This window comes from Mesorhizobium sp. NZP2077 (assembly GCF_013170805.1).
Classification (GTDB): Bacteria; Pseudomonadota; Alphaproteobacteria; order Rhizobiales; family Rhizobiaceae; genus Mesorhizobium.
Genome location: NZ_CP051293.1, coordinates 7,270,375 through 7,287,245 on the forward strand (window position 1 = coordinate 7,270,375; position 16,871 = coordinate 7,287,245).

The following is a 16,871-nucleotide window of genomic DNA, read 5'->3' on the forward strand; positions in this document are numbered from 1 at the left end:
TTGATCTTGAGTCGTTTCCTCGAATCCCCGCTGATACGCTAGCCGGATGACAGAAAAAAGAAACGGTCCCTGGGAAAACTAGGGCGATATCAGTGCGTCGGCAAATGAACCGAGAAGGCGGCGCCCTTGCCGACCTCTGACTTGATCGTCAGCCTCGCGTTGTGGCGCGTCAGGATATGCTTGACGATCGACAGGCCAAGGCCTGTACCTTTCTGGGTCCGGCTGGTCTCGACATCGATGCGGTAGAACCGCTCGGTGATGCGCGGAATGTGCTCCTCGGGAATGCCGGGACCGAAATCCCTGATCGTGACGTCGATGCCGGGTTCGGAATCGGCATTGCTACGCGCGATCGACACCAGGACGCGGCCGCCCGACTGGCCGTATTTGCAGGCGTTTTCCAAGAGGTTCTCGAAAACCTGGAACAGCTCGTCGCGGTCGCCCGGCACACCAAGCAGTCCGTCGGCGTAGCTCCGCTCGATGTCGACGCCGTTTTCCCTGGCCAGCGGTCCAAGTGAATCGATGACGCCATCGACCGTCTCGCGCAGGTCGACTTCCGTTCCGGGCTTCAGATAGGGCTTCATCTCGAGCCGCGACAGCGACAGCAAATCATCGATCAGCCGTGCCATGCGGCCGGTCTGGCTCTGCATGATCTGCAGGAACTGATCGCGCGCCGCCGGGTCGTTGCGGGCGGGCCCGCGCAGGGTTTCGATGAAGCCGGCGATGGATGCGAGCGGCGTGCGCAGTTCATGGCTGGCATTGGCGATGAAATCGGCGCGCATGCGATCGATGCGCCTCGCCTCGCTCTGGTCCTTGAACACCAGCACATAGAGGTCTGTGGCGTGACCGACCGAGGACGCGCTGACCCGGTAGGCCCGTTCGACCGGCAGCTTCTCGGTATAGTCGACGACATCGGAGGCGACATTGCCCGAAAGCACGCTGTCGAGCAGGGCCTGCATTTCCGGCGCCCGGAATTTCAGCGGCAGCGACAGACCCGGTGCGATGCCGCCAAAGGCGGCAAAGGCGGCGGCATTGGCGTGAACGATTGTTGCAGCGTGATCGAAGATGATCAACGGATCGGCAACGGCTGCAGCCAGATATTCGCCCGACAGGCGCTGGAGGCCGATCGCCTCGATCGCGGCAGCACTCTCGGCCGATTGGCGAGTGCCGGTGGTCGGCAAGAGTGCGGCAGCGAGGAGCAGAAGAAATGCCGGCACCAGCACATAGGCGGAGATCCCCGCGAAGGCGAAAGCGATCAGGATACCGACAACGCCGGCGGCGAGCAGCCAGCGACTGTTCCACAGCCGGATGGCCATGGCTTGCACCACACTTGCCTGCTCTGCGCTTTGCTCAGCCATCCGCGCGTCCTATAGCCCTCTCGGGCGCTGTCCGGCCATATGGCAAGTTCCTGCTAGACCGGCGTGGAGGCTCCCAATAGCATGAGTCCACAAGCTTAAAAGGGTTCGTCTCGATGAAAAAAGCCAAGGAATCTCCCGCAACGCCGACGTCAGGTCCGCTGAAGATCAGGATCGGCGGCAAGGAACGGGAGTTCGACATCGAGAATCCGGAGCTTCCGGACTGGGTCGAGGACAACAAGCTGACCGCGGGCGGCTACCCCTACGACAAGAAGATGAAAACCGACGAGTATGACCAGACGCTCGAGAAATTGCAGATCGAGCTGGTCAAGGCGCAGGCATGGCTGCAAGCGACCGGCAAGCGGGTGATGGCGCTGTTCGAAGGCCGCGATGCCGCCGGCAAGGGCGGTACGATCTTCGTGGTGCACCAATATCTCAATCCGCGCACGGCACGCAATGTTGCGCTGACCAAGCCGACCCCGCCCGAGCTGGGACAATGGTACTACCAGCGTTATGTCGACCATTTTCCGACATCGGGCGAGTTCGTCACCTTCGACCGTTCCTGGTACAACCGCGCCGGCGTCGAGCCGGTGATGGGCTTCTGCACGCCCGAACAGCATGAGAAATTTCTCGACGAGACGCCGCATTTCGAGCGGATGATCGTCAACGACGACATCCACTTCTTCAAATTCTGGCTGAACATCGGCCGGGAAACGCAGCTCGAGCGTTTTCACGATCGCCGCTACAGCCCGCTGAAGAGCTGGAAGTTCTCGCCGATCGATGTCGCCGGCATTACCAAATGGGACGGTTACACCAAGGTGCGCGATACGATGTTCGAGCGCACCCACAAGCAGTTCGCGCCATGGATCATCGTGCGGGCCAATGACAAACGCCGTGCCCGACTGGCGGTGATGCGGCGCATCCTGTTGTCGCTGCCCTATGAGGGGCGCGATCTCGATGTCATCGGCAAGGAAGACAAGAAGATCATCGGCGAAGGGCCGTCATTCCTCGGCAAGGAAGGTTGATGCTTCCGCGCCGCGCGGCCATTGGGCAGCGCGGCGCGGTTTCTTCGAAATCGCTCAGGCGGCCAGCCTGGCAATGCGCTGAAGGCGCCGCAGCGTGGTGTCGTCCTGCAACGCTTGTTGGAACAGCGATATCTCCTGGTCTATGCGATCGCACAGCGCGCCGGTGTTGCCCTTGAGCAGGCCGCGGGTCTGCAGCAAGGCGGCGACCGGCTTCTTGACGAGCTGCCTGGCCCGACCGAGCGTCGCCTCCTCCACACCGTCATGCACGATCTCGGCGACGAGGCCGAGCGCCCTGGCGTCCTCGGCGCGGAGCGTGTCGCCGAGGCAGAAGAAGCGGAAGGCGCCGGCATAGCCGAGCTTCTGCGGTGCCAGGATGCTGGTCGCCGCGTCCGGCACAAGGCCGAAATCGACGAACGGCACCCGGAACGTGCTTTCATTCGAGGCGATCACCATGTCGCAGTGGAACAGGATGGTGCAGCCGACGCCGACGGCATCGCCGTCGACACAGGCGAGGATGGGCTTGGGGAACGTCGCCAGCGTGCGGAACATGTCGGTGACAGCGGCAATCAGCTTCTGGTGCTTGGTGGCGTCGAGGAACTCGGAAAAGTCGCCGCCAAGGCAGAAGCAGCCCGCCAGGCCCCGCAGCACGACGACACGAACCTCGTCATTGTCGGCGGCCTCATGGAAGGTCCTGGCCAGGCTTTCATAGGCCCTTCTATCGAGCACCGGGCGGCCGTCATTCGACGACACGGTGACGATCAGCGTGTGGTTGCGCAGTTCGGGTTGCGGGTGCGCGCCCATCGGCGATCTCATGACGCCCTCCTTTGGCCGAACATGTCGGGATATCCCCTGGCCAGAACGGGAGCATGATGATTGCGGCGCGACCGCACCACGTCCAGCGTGTGCTCGTTGAAGGAGAGCAACGTTGCCACGACCTGCTGATTGCCGTAGGTGCGCTGATAGCCCAGCGGCGTCGCCAGGAAATGCAGTTGCAAGGCGCGCAACACCCACATCGGTTCGAACTCGATGATCACCTTGTCGACGCCGCGCTTCAGCCCCCACTCGACGAAGCCGGCGATCAATTCGGTACCGACGGTCGAAACGCCGCGACGGCCATCGCGAAAGCCCGAAGCCACCGCATAGCGGGTCAATTCCCAGATGTTAGGCCCCGATGGCGGTGTTCCTTCGGAAAGGTCGGTCAAAACCTCGGTCAAAAGATGTGGTCGCGTGGTCGGCAACATCCGTTGATAGCCCGCGACCTCGTTGCCTCTGATGACGATCTGATGCACGGCCTCGTCATGGTCGAACTGATCGACTTCAAATCCGTCCGGGCGCCGCAGGTCCTCCCACCCCATCTCCTCGACAAATATCTGGTAGCGCAGTCGATGGACGGCCTCCCAAAGGTCGGGACGTTCCATCAATTCTTGAGTTGTAAGACAAAAAAGCATTCCGTCGTCTCCTGGGTTTAAGAGGAAGATACGGCCGTGCTTTCATGAGAAAATTGCGTGATCACGTAGGCATGAAGTTCTAGGTCGGCACGGCCGACCTAACTAATGTAGCCGCGCCTTATCGCTTCGGCGACAGCCTGAACCCGGTTGACGGCACCGAGTTTGCTTTTGGCGTTAAGAAGATGTTTCTCCGACGTGTGCTCGGAGATTCCGAGGATTTGAGAAATCTCCCATTCCGACTTGCCGACGGCGGCCCATTGCAGGCATTCGCGTTCGCGCGGCGTCAATTCGATATGGTCGATGGTCTTGGTCGCCATGGTGTGGAGTTGCATGGCGCGACCGACGGCATAGGTCGAGACCAGCGACACCAGGCCGAACTCGGCGGCCGACAGTTCCACGGCCTCGCCACCCAGCGACACCATGACGATCTGGCCATCGAGCGTGATCAGCGGAAAGGCCAGCCCGTCGCGCAGTTTGAACGCGCCGGCGTCGCCCATCACTTCGCCGCTGCTCTTGTCGATGCGAATGCCTTGCGCCGCTTCGCGCCACTGGAATGGCGCCTGCAGCTGCTTCATGTGGCTGACCACGGGGTCGTGATCGACGTAGTTGCGCGCCACGTAGCGCTCCAACCATTCGACAGGCCAGTCGCACAGCAGCACATGCTGCTTTTGCTGCCCGGTCGGCGTGCCCGGTTGTGGAACGGTTCCGGCCATCAGCGCGGTCAGACCGTAATCCGACGTTATCCCCAACAGCTTATCGCAAACCGCCGCCGCCGTTCCGGCGTGCTGCAGTTGGTCTATGTATTCCAGCGTGCGATCGAACTGACCCATCGCAACATCAACCCCATGTTGCCTTATGCATTGAGATCAATGGTCCATCCATTGTCCGCACTTTGCCACCGACCGCGGATTGCAACGCGCTCATTTCCGGTTGTGGTTCTCAACCCTGATCCCCCAACCAGAGTGGCCACCGCTGTTTGCAAACGCGCTAAAGCATACCCTGAAATCGGCGCGTTGAAATCAAAAACCATTGTGCCTGCACCATTTTCGTACCAAAACCTGTGCGAATACGAGTGCGGCGGAGTCCTATCGTGGCGTTCCAATGGAGGTCCCTGGTGCTGGCGTCGCTGCTGATCGCGGCGCTGCCATTGGCTGGCGGGCGCGCGGCGGAACCGCAGGTGCCGGTGTTGTGGGACGCCAAGGAACGGTTGCCCAAACCCGACCTTTCCGAGCTGCCACGCCTGCGATTCCTGACGACCACGGATTTTCCGCCGTTCAATTTTCTCGATGGCGCCGGGAAACTGTCCGGTTTCCACATCGACCTGGCACGCGCCATCTGCGCCGAACTCGGCATCGTCGACAAATGCCAGATCCAGGCATTGCCCTGGGGCGAACTCGATGGGGCACTCGAGAAAGGTGAAGGCGAAGCCATCATCGCCGGCATCGCCGCAACGCCGCAATCGCGCCAGACATACGCCTTTTCGCGCTCCTATCTGCAGTTTCCGGCGCGCTTCATCATGCCGAAGAGCAAAGCGTTTGCAGAACCGATTTTCGACAAGCTGCGCAGCAAGCGCGTCGGCGTGCTCGCGGGCTCGGCGCATGAGCGCATGCTGCGCGACTATTTCAACACGGTCCAGATCGTCTCCTTCGAAGGACCGGAAGCCCTCTACAGCGATCTCAAGGCGGGCAAGATCGACGCCGCCTTCGGTGACGGCATGCGCTTCGCCTTCTGGCTGGGCGGCTCCGATGCGGCCGGCTGCTGCCGTTTTGCCGGCGGTCCCTATCTGGCGCCCGAATATCTGGGCACGGGCATGGCCATCGCCACGAGGGCGGACAATCCGGCGCTGGCCGCCGCGATCGATTACGCGCTGCAGGAGATTTCGATGAAGGGCACCTTCACCGAATTCTACCTGCGCTATTTCCCGGTCAGCTTTTTCTAGGGGCTGTCCTGGCCAAGATTTTCAGGTCAGCGTGCGCAGCCGCGCCTTGGCCGCGCGGCCGATGGCTGCGACGGTCAGTGTGTCGAGATCGAGCTCACGGCGGATCAGCTGCAGCACCCGAACTTCTTCCAGGCGCATTTCAAGATCGACGGCGGCAACTTCGAAGGCGGCGGCATAGGCGGTGTCGCGCAGGCGCTCCGGCAGGGCTTCGGCAACTTGCGACAGGAGACCCTCCAGACCATCCTGTTCATGCAGCAACTTCTGACAAGCCTGGGCGACGGGAACCAGCCGGTCCTGCTTGAAATCCTCGAACACCGGCCATGAGCGGACGACGTCGCCGATTTTGGCCAGTTCGACATCGGTCATGGCGCGGTCGGAGGCCGAGGTGATGACCATCAGGTAGATCAGGGCTTCATGCGGGGTCGGCGACGGCATTCTTTACTCCTTGACGGGCTTCGAAGGTAGGTAGGCGCCATCTGCGTCGCAAGGAAAAAGCGCCCCACTCGTTGACGCTCCGGCCATGCACGCCTAGAGGACCGGTTGAAAATCGACACTGCGGCCATACCAGCGAATAATCTGGCCGGCGAATAATTTGGAAAACAAGACCATGGCGGGATCAAACATCATCGATCTCAACCCCGAACTGCTGGCGGCCGCGACCGAAAGCAAGGCGTGGCCGTTCGAAGAAGCCAAAAAGATCATCGAGCGCTACAAGGGCGCCGACTTTCCCGAAACCATCCTGTTCGAAACCGGCTATGGTCCGTCCGGCCTGCCGCATATCGGCACGTTCGGCGAAGTGGCGCGCACCTCGATGGTGCGCCATGCATTCCGCGTGCTGACGCAGGACAAGGTTGCCACCAAGCTGCTGTGCTTCTCCGACGACATGGACGGCATGCGCAAGATCCCCGACAGCGTGCCGGATCGCGCCGCGCTCGAGCCGCACCTGCACAAGCCGCTGTCTTCGGTTCCCAATCCGTTCGGCGGCGACTATGCGAGCTTCGCCGACCACAACAACGCGATGCTCTGCCGCTTCCTCGACACCTTCGGCTTCGACTACGAATTCGCCAGCGCGACGCATTACTATAAGTCCGGCCGTTTCGACGCGATGCTGCTGCACGCCGCCGAACGCTATGACAAGATCATGGCGGTGATGCTGCCGACGCTCGGGCCGGAGCGGCAGGCAACCTACAGCCCGTTCCTGCCGATTTCGCCGAAGAGCGGCCGGGTACTTTACGTGCCGATGAAGCATGTCGACGCCAAGGCCGGTACCATCACCTTCGACGACGAAGGCACCGAAACCACGCTTTCGATCACCGGCGGCCGGGTGAAGCTGCAGTGGAAGCCGGATTTCGGCATGCGCTGGGCGGCCCTTGGCGTCGATTTCGAGATGTTCGGCAAGGATCACCAGACCAATGCGGTGGTCTATGACCGCATCTGCAACATTCTGGGCGGGCGGGCGCCGGAGCATTTCGTCTACGAGCTGTTCCTGGACGAAAACGGCCAGAAGATCTCGAAATCGAAGGGCAATGGCCTGACCATCGACGAGTGGCTGACCTATGCGCCGACCGAAAGCCTCGGGCTCTACATGTACCAGCGGCCGCGGCAGGCCAAGAAGCTCTATTTCGACGTCATTCCGAGGGCCGTGGACGAGTATTACACCTTCCTCGCCGCCTATCCCCGGCAGGACTGGAAGGAGAGGCTGGGCAACCCGGTCTGGCATATGCATGACGGCAACCCGCCCGCCATCGACATGCCGGTGCCGTTCTCGCTGCTGCTCAATCTGGTCAGCGCCTCCAACGCGCAGAACAAGGACGTGCTGTGGGGCTTCATCTCGCGCCACACCAAGGATGTGACGCCAAAGACCCATCCAGAGCTCGACCAGCTGGTCGGCCATGCGATCCGCTATTTCGACGATTTCGTGCGGCCGACGAAAACCTTCCGCCCGGCCGACGCGGTCGAGCGCGAGGCGCTCGAGTCCCTCGACAGGGCGCTTGGCGAATTGCCGGCGGACGCCGGCGGCGAAGCGATCCAGAACGCTTCGCTCAACGTGGCACGCAAGATCGAACGCTATCAGGACCATTCCAAGCAGAGCCCGGAAGGCGGTCCCGGCGTTTCGGGCGCCTTCTTCCAGATGATCTACCAGGTGCTCATCGGCCAGGAGCGCGGCCCGCGCTTCGGCTCGTTCGCCGCGCTCTACGGCGTCGCCGAGACCCGCGCGCTCATTCAGCAGGCGCTGGCTGGTCAGCTGGTTTGAGGGCGCCGTCGACCTCCTCCAGGATCGAGCCCGGCGCCTGAGGCGCCGAGGCGGGCGCGGCCGGCACCGCCGAGATGCCGGCAAGGTTGGGCGCCGATCCGAAAATGCCCTTCTTCGCGCTTTGCGCCTTTTCGCCAGCCTCGACATAGGGCCCGCCTTTGGCGGCACGCGCCCAGCCGTTGTCGACCAGCCATTGACCGACATCCTGCTTGCCGATCCGGCACTCCGCCGCGATCCGGTCGCGACCGCTTTCGGGCGGCACCGTGCAGACCACGGCGCGGCCGCGCAGGAAGGCACGGAACGCCGTGCGCGCACGGATGCCGCACGGCCAGGATTTGCCGTCGGTGGTGCAGGTCTCGTCCTGGCTGACGACATCGACGCCGGAAACCGCGACCGAATAGCCTTTCGCTTCGATCAGGCCGGCGGCCGTTGCGACCGGCTGGAACAGCTTCGTGCCGTTCCAGTCGTCGGGCATCTTCGGCTTGGGCGGCGTAGCGAGCGCCAGCTTGCTCAATGGCTGACGCGGCTCGACCCGCTCGAGTTCGCCTGCGGGCAGTTCCGGCGGCGCAACGACATCCGGGTCGATCGCCCGCGAATGCACCGTCGGCTTTGGCTGCGCAGCGGCCGGCGCAGGAATGGCTGACGTGGCCGGCTCGTCGGGCCCGGCATCGGCGCTTGCCTGTGAGATCGTGTCCGCGCCGGGATCGATTTGATCCACCGCAACAGTGCTTTCGCTCTCTTTCAGCGTGCGGCCGCCGGCGACGACCAAGGCGGCCATCACCGGGACCATCACAACCGCCAGGGCAAGATGAGGAAACCGCACCAGCCGGACCTACTGGCTTGCCCAGACAATCCGCGCCACCCATTCGACGTCGCGCATGGCAATGTCGCGGTCGGGATGATCGGGATTGAGCGAGACCAGCGCGATCGACTTGACGGTCTGGCGCTCGAGCACCTTGGCCATCACCTCGCCTGATGTGGTCTTGACGACGACGCGATCGCCCTTGCGGGTGACCGCGCCGGGCTCGACGATGAGGACGTCGCCATTGCGGTAGAGCGGCAGCATGGAATCGCCTTGTACCTGCAACGCATAGGAACTCTCGGTCGATTGCGCCGGCAGTTCGACCAGATCCCAGCCCTGCCCCGCCGGAAAGCCGGCATCGTCGAAGAAGCCGCCAGCGCCGGCCTGGGCAAAACCGAGCAAGGGCACGGCTCGTCTGTGGGCGGGTGCGGCGCCCATGCGGCCTTCGATCAGCCCGGTGAATTCGTCGAGTGACGCGCCTGTCGCCTCGATGATCTTGGCGAGTGATTCGGTTGAAGGCCAGCGCGGCCGACCGTCCGAGGACAGACGTTTCGACTTGTTGAAGGCGGTCGAATCGAGCCCCGCGCGCCTTGCCAGACCTGACGCCGAAAGCGAATAACGCTCGGCAAGAGCATCGATGGCGGCCCAGACGCGGTCGTGCGAGAGCATGTGCGGCTCTCCTTCGAGACAGGAAAAAATGCCTTTTCCTTCTAGTCCGCGAATGTCGATTTGTCCACCGGCCGCTCTCCCCCCGGGCGCAGTTTCTGCGGTTGCGCAAATCCGATTCCAGGGATCAATCGGCCGCCTTGGCGAGGCTACGCAAACCCTGGTGCGACGTCATGAAAAGCCGTTCCGCCGGCGTCGGCGGTCTCGGGCTTACTGAGCGGCCAAGTGCCGCGACAACCTCATCGATATCGAGAAAGCGCCGCGCCTTGCGGTCGTAGACGCCGGCCGTCGTCAGGATCAAGGCGGCCGTCTCGCCATTGTCGAGGACGAAGCGGTGCTTGCCGATGACCTGGCTGCCTTCCCAGGTTTCGATCGAGGACACCACTTCGAAGCGGCGCCACAGCCTGATCTCGCGCGCATAGACCGCCTGCAGCCCGCCCATCATCGGCGCCCAGCCGTTCTTCCGCGCCAGCGTGATCAGCCCGGCGCGGACGAACAGGTCAATGCGGCCGAGGTCGGCCAGCATCATGTAGCGCGCATTGTTGAGATGGATGTTGAAATCGATGTCGGTCGGCAGGCAGCGAAAGGCCAGCCGGCTTTCACCGCCCATCATATAGGGGCCACGGCTGCGCGCCGTGGCCAGCATGCGCGCCATGCGCGCCCAAACGTACATATCCTTGCGTCAGGCGGCCTGTTTCACGTCGCCCTTGGCGTAGGGGTCGAAGCGCTGGTAGAAGGTTTCGCCCTTCTCGGCCATGTCGATGAGCAGCTTCGGCGCCTTGAATTCGGCGCCATACTTCTTCTGTAGATCCTTGGCGATCTTGACAAAGCGCTTGGCGCCGATGCCGTCGATATAAGAAAGCGCACCGCCGGTGTAGGGCGCGAAGCCGAAAGCCAGGATCGAGCCGACATCGGCCTCGCGCGGATCGGTGACGATGCCTTCCTCCATCACCCGTGCCGCTTCCAGCGCGATGGTGACGAGCAGCCGCTGCTGCAGCTCCTCATAGTCGACCTTGTCGGCCGCGAGCTGCGGATAGAGGTCCTTCAACCCAGGCCACAGCTTCTTCTTGGCGGGCTTGGCCGGATAGTCGTAGAAGCCCTTGCCGTTCTTGCGGCCGAAGCGGCCGTGGTCGTCGACCATGGTGTTGATCAGCGCCATCTGCTTGGGGTCGACGGCCTTGTCGCCGAGATCCCTGATGGTCTGCTTCATGATCTTCTGGGCCAGGTCGATGGCCGTCTCGTCGGTCAGCGCCAGCGGGCCAACCGGCATGCCGGCGGCCTTGGCCGCATTCTCGATCATCGGCGCGGGCACGCCTTCGATCAGCATCTTGTAGGCTTCCGACATGTAGCGCAGCACGCAGCGGTTGACGTAGAAGCCGCGCGTGTCGTTGACGACGATCGGCGTCTTCTTGATGGCGCGGACGAAATCGATCGCCGTCGCCAGCGCCTTGTCGCCGGTCTTCTTGCCCAGAATGATCTCGACCAGCATCATCTTGTCGACCGGCGAGAAGAAATGGATGCCGATGAAGTTCTTCGGCCGCGTCGAATTCTTGGCAAGACCGGAGATCGGGATGGTTGAGGTGTTCGACGCGAAGATCGCCGACGACTTCAGCACCGCTTCCGCCTGCTCGGTGGCGGCCTTCTTGACGGCCGAATCCTCGAACACCGCTTCTACCACGAGGTCGCAGCCGGCAAGATCGGCATAGTCTGCAGTCGGCGTGATCAGCGACAGGAGCTTGTCCCGCTCCTCGGGCTTGGCGCGGCCCTTCTTGACCTGATCCGAGACCAGGCTGTCGGAATGCGCCTTGCCCTTGGTGGCGGACTCGATATCGCGGTCAAGCAACATCACCGGAATGCCGGCCTTGGCGGTGACATAAGCGATGCCGGCGCCCATGAAGCCGGCGCCAAGAATGCCAATCTTCTTGAACTTGGTTTCCGGCACGCCGGCCGGGCGGCGGGCGCCCTTGTTCAGTTCCTGCAGCGACACGAACAGCGAGCGGATCATCGCCGCCGCTTCCTTGGTCTGCATGATCTCGGTGAAATAACGCTGCTCGATCCTCAGGCCGGTATCGAACGGCACCAGCAGGCCTTCATAGACGCATTTCAGGATCGCAGCGGCGGCCGGATAGTTGCCATAGGTCTCGCGGCGCAGGATGGCGATTGCCGGCGGCCACAGATTGAAGCCGGCAGGCGTATAGATCTGGCCACCAGGCAGCTTGAAGCCCTTCTCGTCCCAGGGCTGGACGGCTTTCAGGCCATTTTTGATCATCGCCTTTGCAGTCTCGACCAGCTTGGCCGGCTCGGCGATCTCGTGGATCAGCCCCATGGCCTTCGCCTTCTGCGGCGAGAGATTCTGGCCCGAGGTCAGCATTTGCAGCGCCTGCTGCTGGTCGGTTAGCCGCGGCACACGCTGGGTGCCGCCGGCGCCGGGGAAGATGCCGACCTTGACTTCCGGCAAGGCCATCTTGACCTTGTCGGAGTCAGCGGCGACACGGCCATGGCAGGCCAGCGACAATTCGAAGGCGCCGCCCATGCAGGTGCCGTTGATCGCCGACACCCAAGGCTTGCCCGATGTTTCGAGCTTGCGCCACAGGCCGCCCATGCGGCCGGCATTGTCGAACAAAAGCTTTGCCGCCTTCTCCGGGTCCTTGCCTTTCTCCTTGGCAAAGACCGTCAGCATCTTCTGCAGCATGGTGAGATCGGCGCCACCGGAGAAGCTGTCCTTGCCCGAGGTGATCACCGCACCCTTGATGCTGGCGTCGGCCACCACCTGGTCGATGATCTTGTCGAGTTCGTTCATCACCTCCTCGGTGAAGACGTTCATAGAGCGGTCGGGCATGTTCCAGGTGACCAGCGCAATGCCGTCGGCGTCGGTGTCGAGGGTGAAATTGGTGTAGGTCATCGGTCTTCTCCCCGTCAGACGCGTTCGATGATGGTGGCAGTGCCCATGCCGGCGCCGATGCAGAGCGTGACCAGCGCGGTGTTGAGGTCGCGGCGTTCGAGTTCGTCCAGCACCGTGCCGAAGATCATCGCGCCGGTGGCGCCGAGCGGATGGCCCATGGCGATGGCGCCGCCATTGACGTTGATCTTGTCGTGATCGATGTCGAAGGCCTGCATGTAGCGCAGCACTACCGAGGCGAAGGCTTCGTTGAGCTCGAACAGGTCGATGTCCGACAGCTTCATCTTGGCGCGCTTCAACAGCTTCTCTGTCACATCGACCGGGCCGGTCAGCATCAGCACCGGCTCGGAGCCGATGTTGGCAAAGGTGCGGATGCGCGCGCGGGGTTTGATGCCCATGGCTTTCCCAGCCTTCTTCGAGCCGAGCAGCACGGCCGCCGCGCCATCGACGATGCCCGACGAGTTGCCGGCGTGGTGGACGTGGTTGACCTCTTCGACCTCGGGGTGCTTCTGCACCGCGACGGCATCGAAGCCGCCCATTTCGCCGGGCATGATGAAGGACGGGTTGAGCGAGGCGAGTGACTGCATGTCGGTCGACGGGCGCATGTGCTCGTCATGGTCAAGGATGGTCAGGCCGTTCTGATCCTTGATCGGAATGACGGAGTTCTTGAAGCGACCGTCGGCCCAGGACTTTGCCGCCCGCTTCTGGCTCTCGACGGCATAGGCGTCGACGTCGTCACGCGAGAAACCGTATTTGGTGGCGATCAGGTCGGCCGAGATGCCTTGCGGCACGAACCAGCCGGGCAGGCCGACCGAAGGGTCCATGAACCAGGCGCCGCCCGAGGCGCCCATGCCGACGCGCGACATGGATTCGACGCCACCGGCGATGACGATCTCATCGGCGCCCTGCGCGATCTTGGCGGCGCCGAGATTGATGGCGTCGAGACCCGAAGCGCAGAAGCGCGAAATCTGCATGCCAGGCGCCTTGGTGTCGTAGCCGGCCTCGAAGGCGGCGGCGCGCGGGATGACCGAGCCCGCCTCGCCGACCGGATCGACGCAGCCGAAGATGATGTCATCGACAGTGCCGGTATCCAGGCCATTGCGGTCGCGCAGCGCCTCGAGCGTCTTGGCGGCAAGCCGTACCGCCGGCACTTCGTGCAGCGATCCGTCCTTCTTGCCCTTGCCGCGCGGTGTGCGCACGGCGTCGTAGACATAAGCGTCAGCCATTTCCTTGCTCCTTGGGTTGCCTGATGTCGCTCTCAGAGAGAGCGGCCGATCAGCAATTTCATGATCTCGTTGGTGCCGCCGTAGATGCGCTGGACGCGAGCGTCGCGGAACATGCGGGCGATCGGATATTCATTCATGTAGCCATAGCCGCCATGCAATTGAAGGCATTCATCGACGACTTTGCCCTGCAGGTCGCTGAGCCAGTATTTGGCCATCGACGCCGTCACCGGATCGAGGCCACCATTTATGTGGCGGGTGACGCAGTCATTGTAGAAGACACGGCCAATCGTCGCCTCGGTCTTCAGCTCGGCGAGCTTGAACTGGGTGTTCTGGAAATCGATGATCGCCTTGCCGAAAGCCTTGCGCTCCTTGACGTAGTCGAGGGTCAGCGCCAGCGCCCGCTCGATCATGGCGATCGCCCCGGTGCCGATCTGCAGCCGCTCCTGCGGCAATTGCTGCATCAGTTGGATAAAGCCCTGCCCTTCCTCGTGGCCGAGCAAATTGGAGGTTGGCACGCGCACGTCGTTGAAGAACAGTTCCGAGGTGTCGTTGGCCTTCAAGCCGATCTTGTCGAGGTTACGGCCGCGCTCAAAACCTTCGACCTCGTCGGTCTCGACGACGATCAGCGAGGTGCCCTTGGCGCCCTTTTCCGGATCGGTCTTGGTGACGACGATGATGAGATTGGCGAGCTGGCCATTGGTGATGAAGGTCTTGGAGCCGTTGATCTTGTACTGGTTGCCGTCCTTCTGCGCCCGCGTCTTGACACCCTGCAGGTCGGAGCCGGCGCCCGGCTCGGTCATGGCGATGGCGCCGATCAGCTCGCCGGTGGCGAGTTTCGGCAGCCACTTCTTCTTCTGCTCCTCGGAGCCGTAATGGAGGACGTAAGGTGCGACGATCGAATTATGCAGTCCGATGCCAAAACCGTCGACACCAACATGGCCGATGGCTTCGATGATGGCGCTCTCATGCGCGAAGGTGCCGCCGGAGCCGCCATATTCCTCCGGCATAGAAGCGCAAAGCAGGCCGGCCGCGCCTGCCTTCAGCCAGCTCTCGCGGTCGACCATTTCGTTCTTCTCGAACTCATCGTAGCGCGGCGCGATCTCCTCCGACATGAACCGGGTTGCCATGTCGTAGAGCATGCCGACCTCATCCGCCGCCCAGGCGGGCTTCGGGAGGTTCAGGATTTCGGCTGGGTTGGTCATGCTGTTATGATACTCCTCCCAGAGCACATCGTCAGAGTTGAGGTCGGCGTACTTCACGCAGGACCACCGGCCCTTCGGGCCATCCTCCCCTCAAGGGGGAGGGCAACCATCTTTAGAACGCTTCCACAGGCAGGGCCATTAGCGTGTCCGCGCCACTCGAAATACGGGCGAGGTGGGCCGAGGTCTCCGGCATGATCCGCTCCATGAAGAAGCGCGCCGTCACGACCTTGTTGTCGTAGAAAGACTGGGAGCCGTTGGCGCCGGTCTTGCCCTGCGCCGCCTTGGCCATCTGCGCCCACATGTAGCCCAACGCCACAAGACCGAAGAGATGCATATAGTCGGTCGAGGCCGCACCGGCATTGTCGGGCTTGGCCATACCGTTCTGCACCAGCCACATGGTTGCCGCCTGCAGATCGTTGAGGCCTTTCTTCAATCCCTTGGTAAAGGGCGCCATCTTTTCATCAGTGCGGTTCTCCTCGCAGAATTCGCCGACCTCCTTGAAGAAGGCCTGGATGGCGCGGCCGCCATTCAGACCGAGCTTGCGGCCGACGAGATCTAGCGCCTGGATGCCGTTTGCGCCTTCATAGATCATGGCGATGCGCGCATCGCGCACGAACTGGCTCATGCCGTGCTCTTCTATGTAACCGTGACCGCCGAACACCTGCTGCGCCATGACGGCGTGATCAAACCCCTTGTCGGTGAGCACGCCCTTGACCACCGGCGTCATCAGCCCGGTGTAGTCGTCGGCCGCCTGGCGATCCTTGTCGTCGGCGGAGCGGTGAGCGATGTCGGACTTGATGGCGGTCCACAGCGCCAAGGCGCGGCCAGCCTCGTTGAAGGCCTTCATGGTCATCAGCGAGCGGCGGATGTCGGGATGGACGATGATCGGGTCGGCCTTCTTGTCCGGCGCCTTCGGGCCCGACAGCGAGCGGCCCTGCAAGCGCTCCTTGGCGTAGGCGACGGCATTCTGGTAGGCGATCTCGGAAAGCGACAGGCCCTGCAGGCCGACGCCGAGGCGCGCCTCATTCATCATCGTAAACATCGCCTTGAGGCCGCCATTGGCTTCGCCGAGCAGCGTGCCTTGCGCCTCGTCATAGTTCATGACGCAGGTCGAATTACCGTGGATGCCCATCTTCTCCTCGATCGAACCGCAGGCGAGTGTGTTGCGTTCGCCCGGATTGCCCGATGCGTCGAGCTTGAGCTTCGGCACGATGAACAGCGAGATGCCCTTGACGCCTTCCGGCGCGCCCTCGATGCGGGCCAGCACCAGATGGACGATGTTGTCCGACATGTCGTGCTCGCCGGCCGAGATGAAGATCTTCTGGCCGGAAATCCTGTAGGTGCCGTCGCCGTTCGGCACCGCCTTGGTGCGCAGCAGGCCGAGATCGGTGCCGCAATGCGGCTCGGTCAGGTTCATGGTGCCGGTCCAGGAACCCTCGACCATCTTCGGCAGCCATTTGGCCTTCTGCTCGTCAGTGCCGTGGGTGATGATCGCCGCGATCGCGCCCTGCGTCAGGCCCGGATACATCATCAGCGACATGTTGGCCGACACCATATATTCGGCGACCGCGGTGTGCACGGCATAGGGCAGGCCCTGGCCGCCGAACTCGACCGGTGCGGCCAGCCCCATCCAGCCGCCCTCGCGATACTGGTCGAACGCTTCCTTGAAGCCTTTCGGCGTCGTCACCGAGCCGTCCTCGTGACGCACGCAGCCTTCCATGTCGCCGACACGGTTCAAAGGATGCATGACGTTTTCGGCAAGCTTGGCGCCTTCGGCGAGGATCGCCTCCAGCACGTCGGGCGTGGCGTCAGCAAATCCGGGAAGGTTCGAATAGCGCTGATAGCCCAGCACCTCGTTGAGCACGAACAGCGTATCCTGGACCGGAGCCCTGTATGTCGGCATGCCTTTTCTCCACCCTGCGGACCTGGTCCGAAAGCCCCCGAATTCATGTCAGGGCAGCATGCGGACCCGTGCTGAGGCGGGGATAGCAAAAATTGACGTTTGCGTAAACGTCAATTCTTTCGATGCGACAAGATTTCCGCCCCGCCCCGCGCTTG

The 16,871-nt window shown here is 62.7% G+C and carries 15 protein-coding genes; 3 read left to right on the forward strand and 12 right to left on the reverse strand.

The genetic code is table 11. The annotated features are described in order from the left end of the window. Positions 1 to 89: 89 nt before the first annotated feature. The gene (locus HGP13_RS35620; protein WP_172234528.1) at positions 90 to 1,355 is read right to left on the reverse strand and encodes an ATP-binding protein; all 1,266 of its coding nucleotides are present in this window, start codon (positions 1,353 to 1,355) and stop codon (positions 90 to 92) included. A 113-nt stretch (positions 1,356 to 1,468) separates the two neighbouring features. Between HGP13_RS35620 and ppk2 the strand changes: the two genes are divergently transcribed. After that, the gene (ppk2, locus tag HGP13_RS35625; RefSeq protein WP_172234529.1) at positions 1,469 to 2,377 is read left to right on the forward strand and encodes a polyphosphate kinase 2; all 909 of its coding nucleotides are present in this window, start codon (positions 1,469 to 1,471) and stop codon (positions 2,375 to 2,377) included. Positions 2,378 to 2,431: 54 nt separating this feature from the next. Here the strand turns inward: ppk2 and HGP13_RS35630 are convergent, their stop codons facing one another. The 3 genes from HGP13_RS35630 to HGP13_RS35640 all read right to left on the reverse strand — a co-directional run bounded on the left by HGP13_RS35630 (position 2,432) and on the right by HGP13_RS35640 (position 4,655). Beyond that, the gene (locus HGP13_RS35630) at positions 2,432 to 3,178 is read right to left on the reverse strand and encodes an enoyl-CoA hydratase-related protein (protein WP_172234989.1); all 747 of its coding nucleotides are present in this window, start codon (positions 3,176 to 3,178) and stop codon (positions 2,432 to 2,434) included. An 8-nt stretch (positions 3,179 to 3,186) separates the two neighbouring features. Further along, positions 3,187 to 3,825, reverse strand: a complete 639-nt coding sequence (locus tag HGP13_RS35635) for an acyl-homoserine-lactone synthase (protein ID WP_172234530.1) — start codon at positions 3,823 to 3,825, stop codon at positions 3,187 to 3,189. Positions 3,826 to 3,923: 98 nt separating this feature from the next. After that, positions 3,924 to 4,655: a LuxR family transcriptional regulator gene (locus tag HGP13_RS35640; RefSeq protein ID WP_172234531.1), complete on the reverse strand. Its 732-nt coding sequence runs from the start codon at positions 4,653 to 4,655 to the stop codon at positions 3,924 to 3,926. 260 nt (positions 4,656 to 4,915) lie between these two features. On the opposite strand from HGP13_RS35640, the gene HGP13_RS35645 reads away from it, so the two are divergent. Further along, the gene (locus tag HGP13_RS35645) at positions 4,916 to 5,764 is read left to right on the forward strand and encodes a transporter substrate-binding domain-containing protein (protein ID WP_172234532.1); all 849 of its coding nucleotides are present in this window, start codon (positions 4,916 to 4,918) and stop codon (positions 5,762 to 5,764) included. A gap of 21 nt (positions 5,765 to 5,785) precedes the next feature. Here HGP13_RS35645 and HGP13_RS35650 read toward each other — a convergent pair whose 3' ends face one another. Next, entirely contained in the window at positions 5,786 to 6,199 is a 414-nt protein-coding gene (locus HGP13_RS35650) for a tellurite resistance TerB family protein (RefSeq protein WP_172234533.1), read from the reverse strand. A gap of 172 nt (positions 6,200 to 6,371) precedes the next feature. On the opposite strand from HGP13_RS35650, the gene HGP13_RS35655 reads away from it, so the two are divergent. Then, the gene (locus HGP13_RS35655; RefSeq protein WP_172234534.1) at positions 6,372 to 8,018 is read left to right on the forward strand and encodes a lysine--tRNA ligase; all 1,647 of its coding nucleotides are present in this window, start codon (positions 6,372 to 6,374) and stop codon (positions 8,016 to 8,018) included. Here HGP13_RS35655 and HGP13_RS35660 read toward each other — a convergent pair. The 7 genes from HGP13_RS35660 to HGP13_RS35690 all read right to left on the reverse strand — a co-directional run bounded on the left by HGP13_RS35660 (position 7,984) and on the right by HGP13_RS35690 (position 16,716). Continuing rightward, positions 7,984 to 8,841: a thermonuclease family protein gene (locus HGP13_RS35660; protein ID WP_348647118.1), complete on the reverse strand. Its 858-nt coding sequence runs from the start codon at positions 8,839 to 8,841 to the stop codon at positions 7,984 to 7,986. The two genes, HGP13_RS35655 and HGP13_RS35660, sit on opposite strands and share 35 nt — an antisense overlap. A 9-nt stretch (positions 8,842 to 8,850) precedes the next feature. After that, complete coding sequence (locus HGP13_RS35665; protein ID WP_172234536.1) at positions 8,851 to 9,489, reverse strand: helix-turn-helix transcriptional regulator; 639 nt, start codon at positions 9,487 to 9,489, stop codon at positions 8,851 to 8,853. A 124-nt stretch (positions 9,490 to 9,613) separates the two neighbouring features. Continuing rightward, complete coding sequence (locus HGP13_RS35670; RefSeq protein WP_172234537.1) at positions 9,614 to 10,159, reverse strand: thioesterase family protein; 546 nt, start codon at positions 10,157 to 10,159, stop codon at positions 9,614 to 9,616. Positions 10,160 to 10,168: 9 nt separating this feature from the next. Then, entirely contained in the window at positions 10,169 to 12,388 is a 2,220-nt protein-coding gene (locus HGP13_RS35675; protein WP_172234538.1) for a 3-hydroxyacyl-CoA dehydrogenase NAD-binding domain-containing protein, read from the reverse strand. 14 nt (positions 12,389 to 12,402) lie between these two features. After that, positions 12,403 to 13,611 carry an acetyl-CoA C-acetyltransferase gene (locus tag HGP13_RS35680; RefSeq protein ID WP_172234539.1) on the reverse strand — a complete coding sequence of 403 codons (1,209 nt, stop codon included), beginning with the start codon at positions 13,609 to 13,611 and terminating at the stop codon, positions 12,403 to 12,405. Between the two features lie 32 nt (positions 13,612 to 13,643). Further along, on the reverse strand, positions 13,644 to 14,813 hold the full coding sequence (locus tag HGP13_RS35685; protein WP_172234540.1) for an acyl-CoA dehydrogenase family protein: 1,170 nt from the start codon (positions 14,811 to 14,813) through the stop codon (positions 13,644 to 13,646). A gap of 112 nt (positions 14,814 to 14,925) precedes the next feature. Next, positions 14,926 to 16,716: an acyl-CoA dehydrogenase gene (locus tag HGP13_RS35690; RefSeq protein ID WP_172234541.1), complete on the reverse strand. Its 1,791-nt coding sequence runs from the start codon at positions 16,714 to 16,716 to the stop codon at positions 14,926 to 14,928. Between the last annotated feature and the right edge of the window lie 155 nt (positions 16,717 to 16,871).

What these genes read in the sequence shown, in the direction of transcription:
- HGP13_RS35620 (WP_172234528.1), bottom strand. Translation starts at nt 1,355, where the DNA reads ATGGCTGAGCAAAGCGCAGAGCAGGCAAGTGTGGTGCAAGCCATGGCC.
- ppk2 (WP_172234529.1), top strand. Translation starts at nt 1,469, where the DNA reads ATGAAAAAAGCCAAGGAATCTCCCGCAACGCCGACGTCAGGTCCGCTG.
- HGP13_RS35630 (WP_172234989.1), bottom strand. Translation starts at nt 3,178, where the DNA reads ATGGGCGCGCACCCGCAACCCGAACTGCGCAACCACACGCTGATCGTC.
- HGP13_RS35635 (WP_172234530.1), bottom strand. Translation starts at nt 3,825, where the DNA reads ATGCTTTTTTGTCTTACAACTCAAGAATTGATGGAACGTCCCGACCTT.
- HGP13_RS35640 (WP_172234531.1), bottom strand. Translation starts at nt 4,655, where the DNA reads ATGGGTCAGTTCGATCGCACGCTGGAATACATAGACCAACTGCAGCAC.
- HGP13_RS35650 (WP_172234533.1), bottom strand. Translation starts at nt 6,199, where the DNA reads ATGCCGTCGCCGACCCCGCATGAAGCCCTGATCTACCTGATGGTCATC.
- HGP13_RS35655 (WP_172234534.1), top strand. Translation starts at nt 6,372, where the DNA reads ATGGCGGGATCAAACATCATCGATCTCAACCCCGAACTGCTGGCGGCC.
- HGP13_RS35665 (WP_172234536.1), bottom strand. Translation starts at nt 9,489, where the DNA reads ATGCTCTCGCACGACCGCGTCTGGGCCGCCATCGATGCTCTTGCCGAG.
- HGP13_RS35670 (WP_172234537.1), bottom strand. Translation starts at nt 10,159, where the DNA reads ATGTACGTTTGGGCGCGCATGGCGCGCATGCTGGCCACGGCGCGCAGC.
- HGP13_RS35675 (WP_172234538.1), bottom strand. Translation starts at nt 12,388, where the DNA reads ATGACCTACACCAATTTCACCCTCGACACCGACGCCGACGGCATTGCG.
- HGP13_RS35680 (WP_172234539.1), bottom strand. Translation starts at nt 13,611, where the DNA reads ATGGCTGACGCTTATGTCTACGACGCCGTGCGCACACCGCGCGGCAAG.
- HGP13_RS35685 (WP_172234540.1), bottom strand. Translation starts at nt 14,813, where the DNA reads ATGACCAACCCAGCCGAAATCCTGAACCTCCCGAAGCCCGCCTGGGCG.
- HGP13_RS35690 (WP_172234541.1), bottom strand. Translation starts at nt 16,716, where the DNA reads ATGCCGACATACAGGGCTCCGGTCCAGGATACGCTGTTCGTGCTCAAC.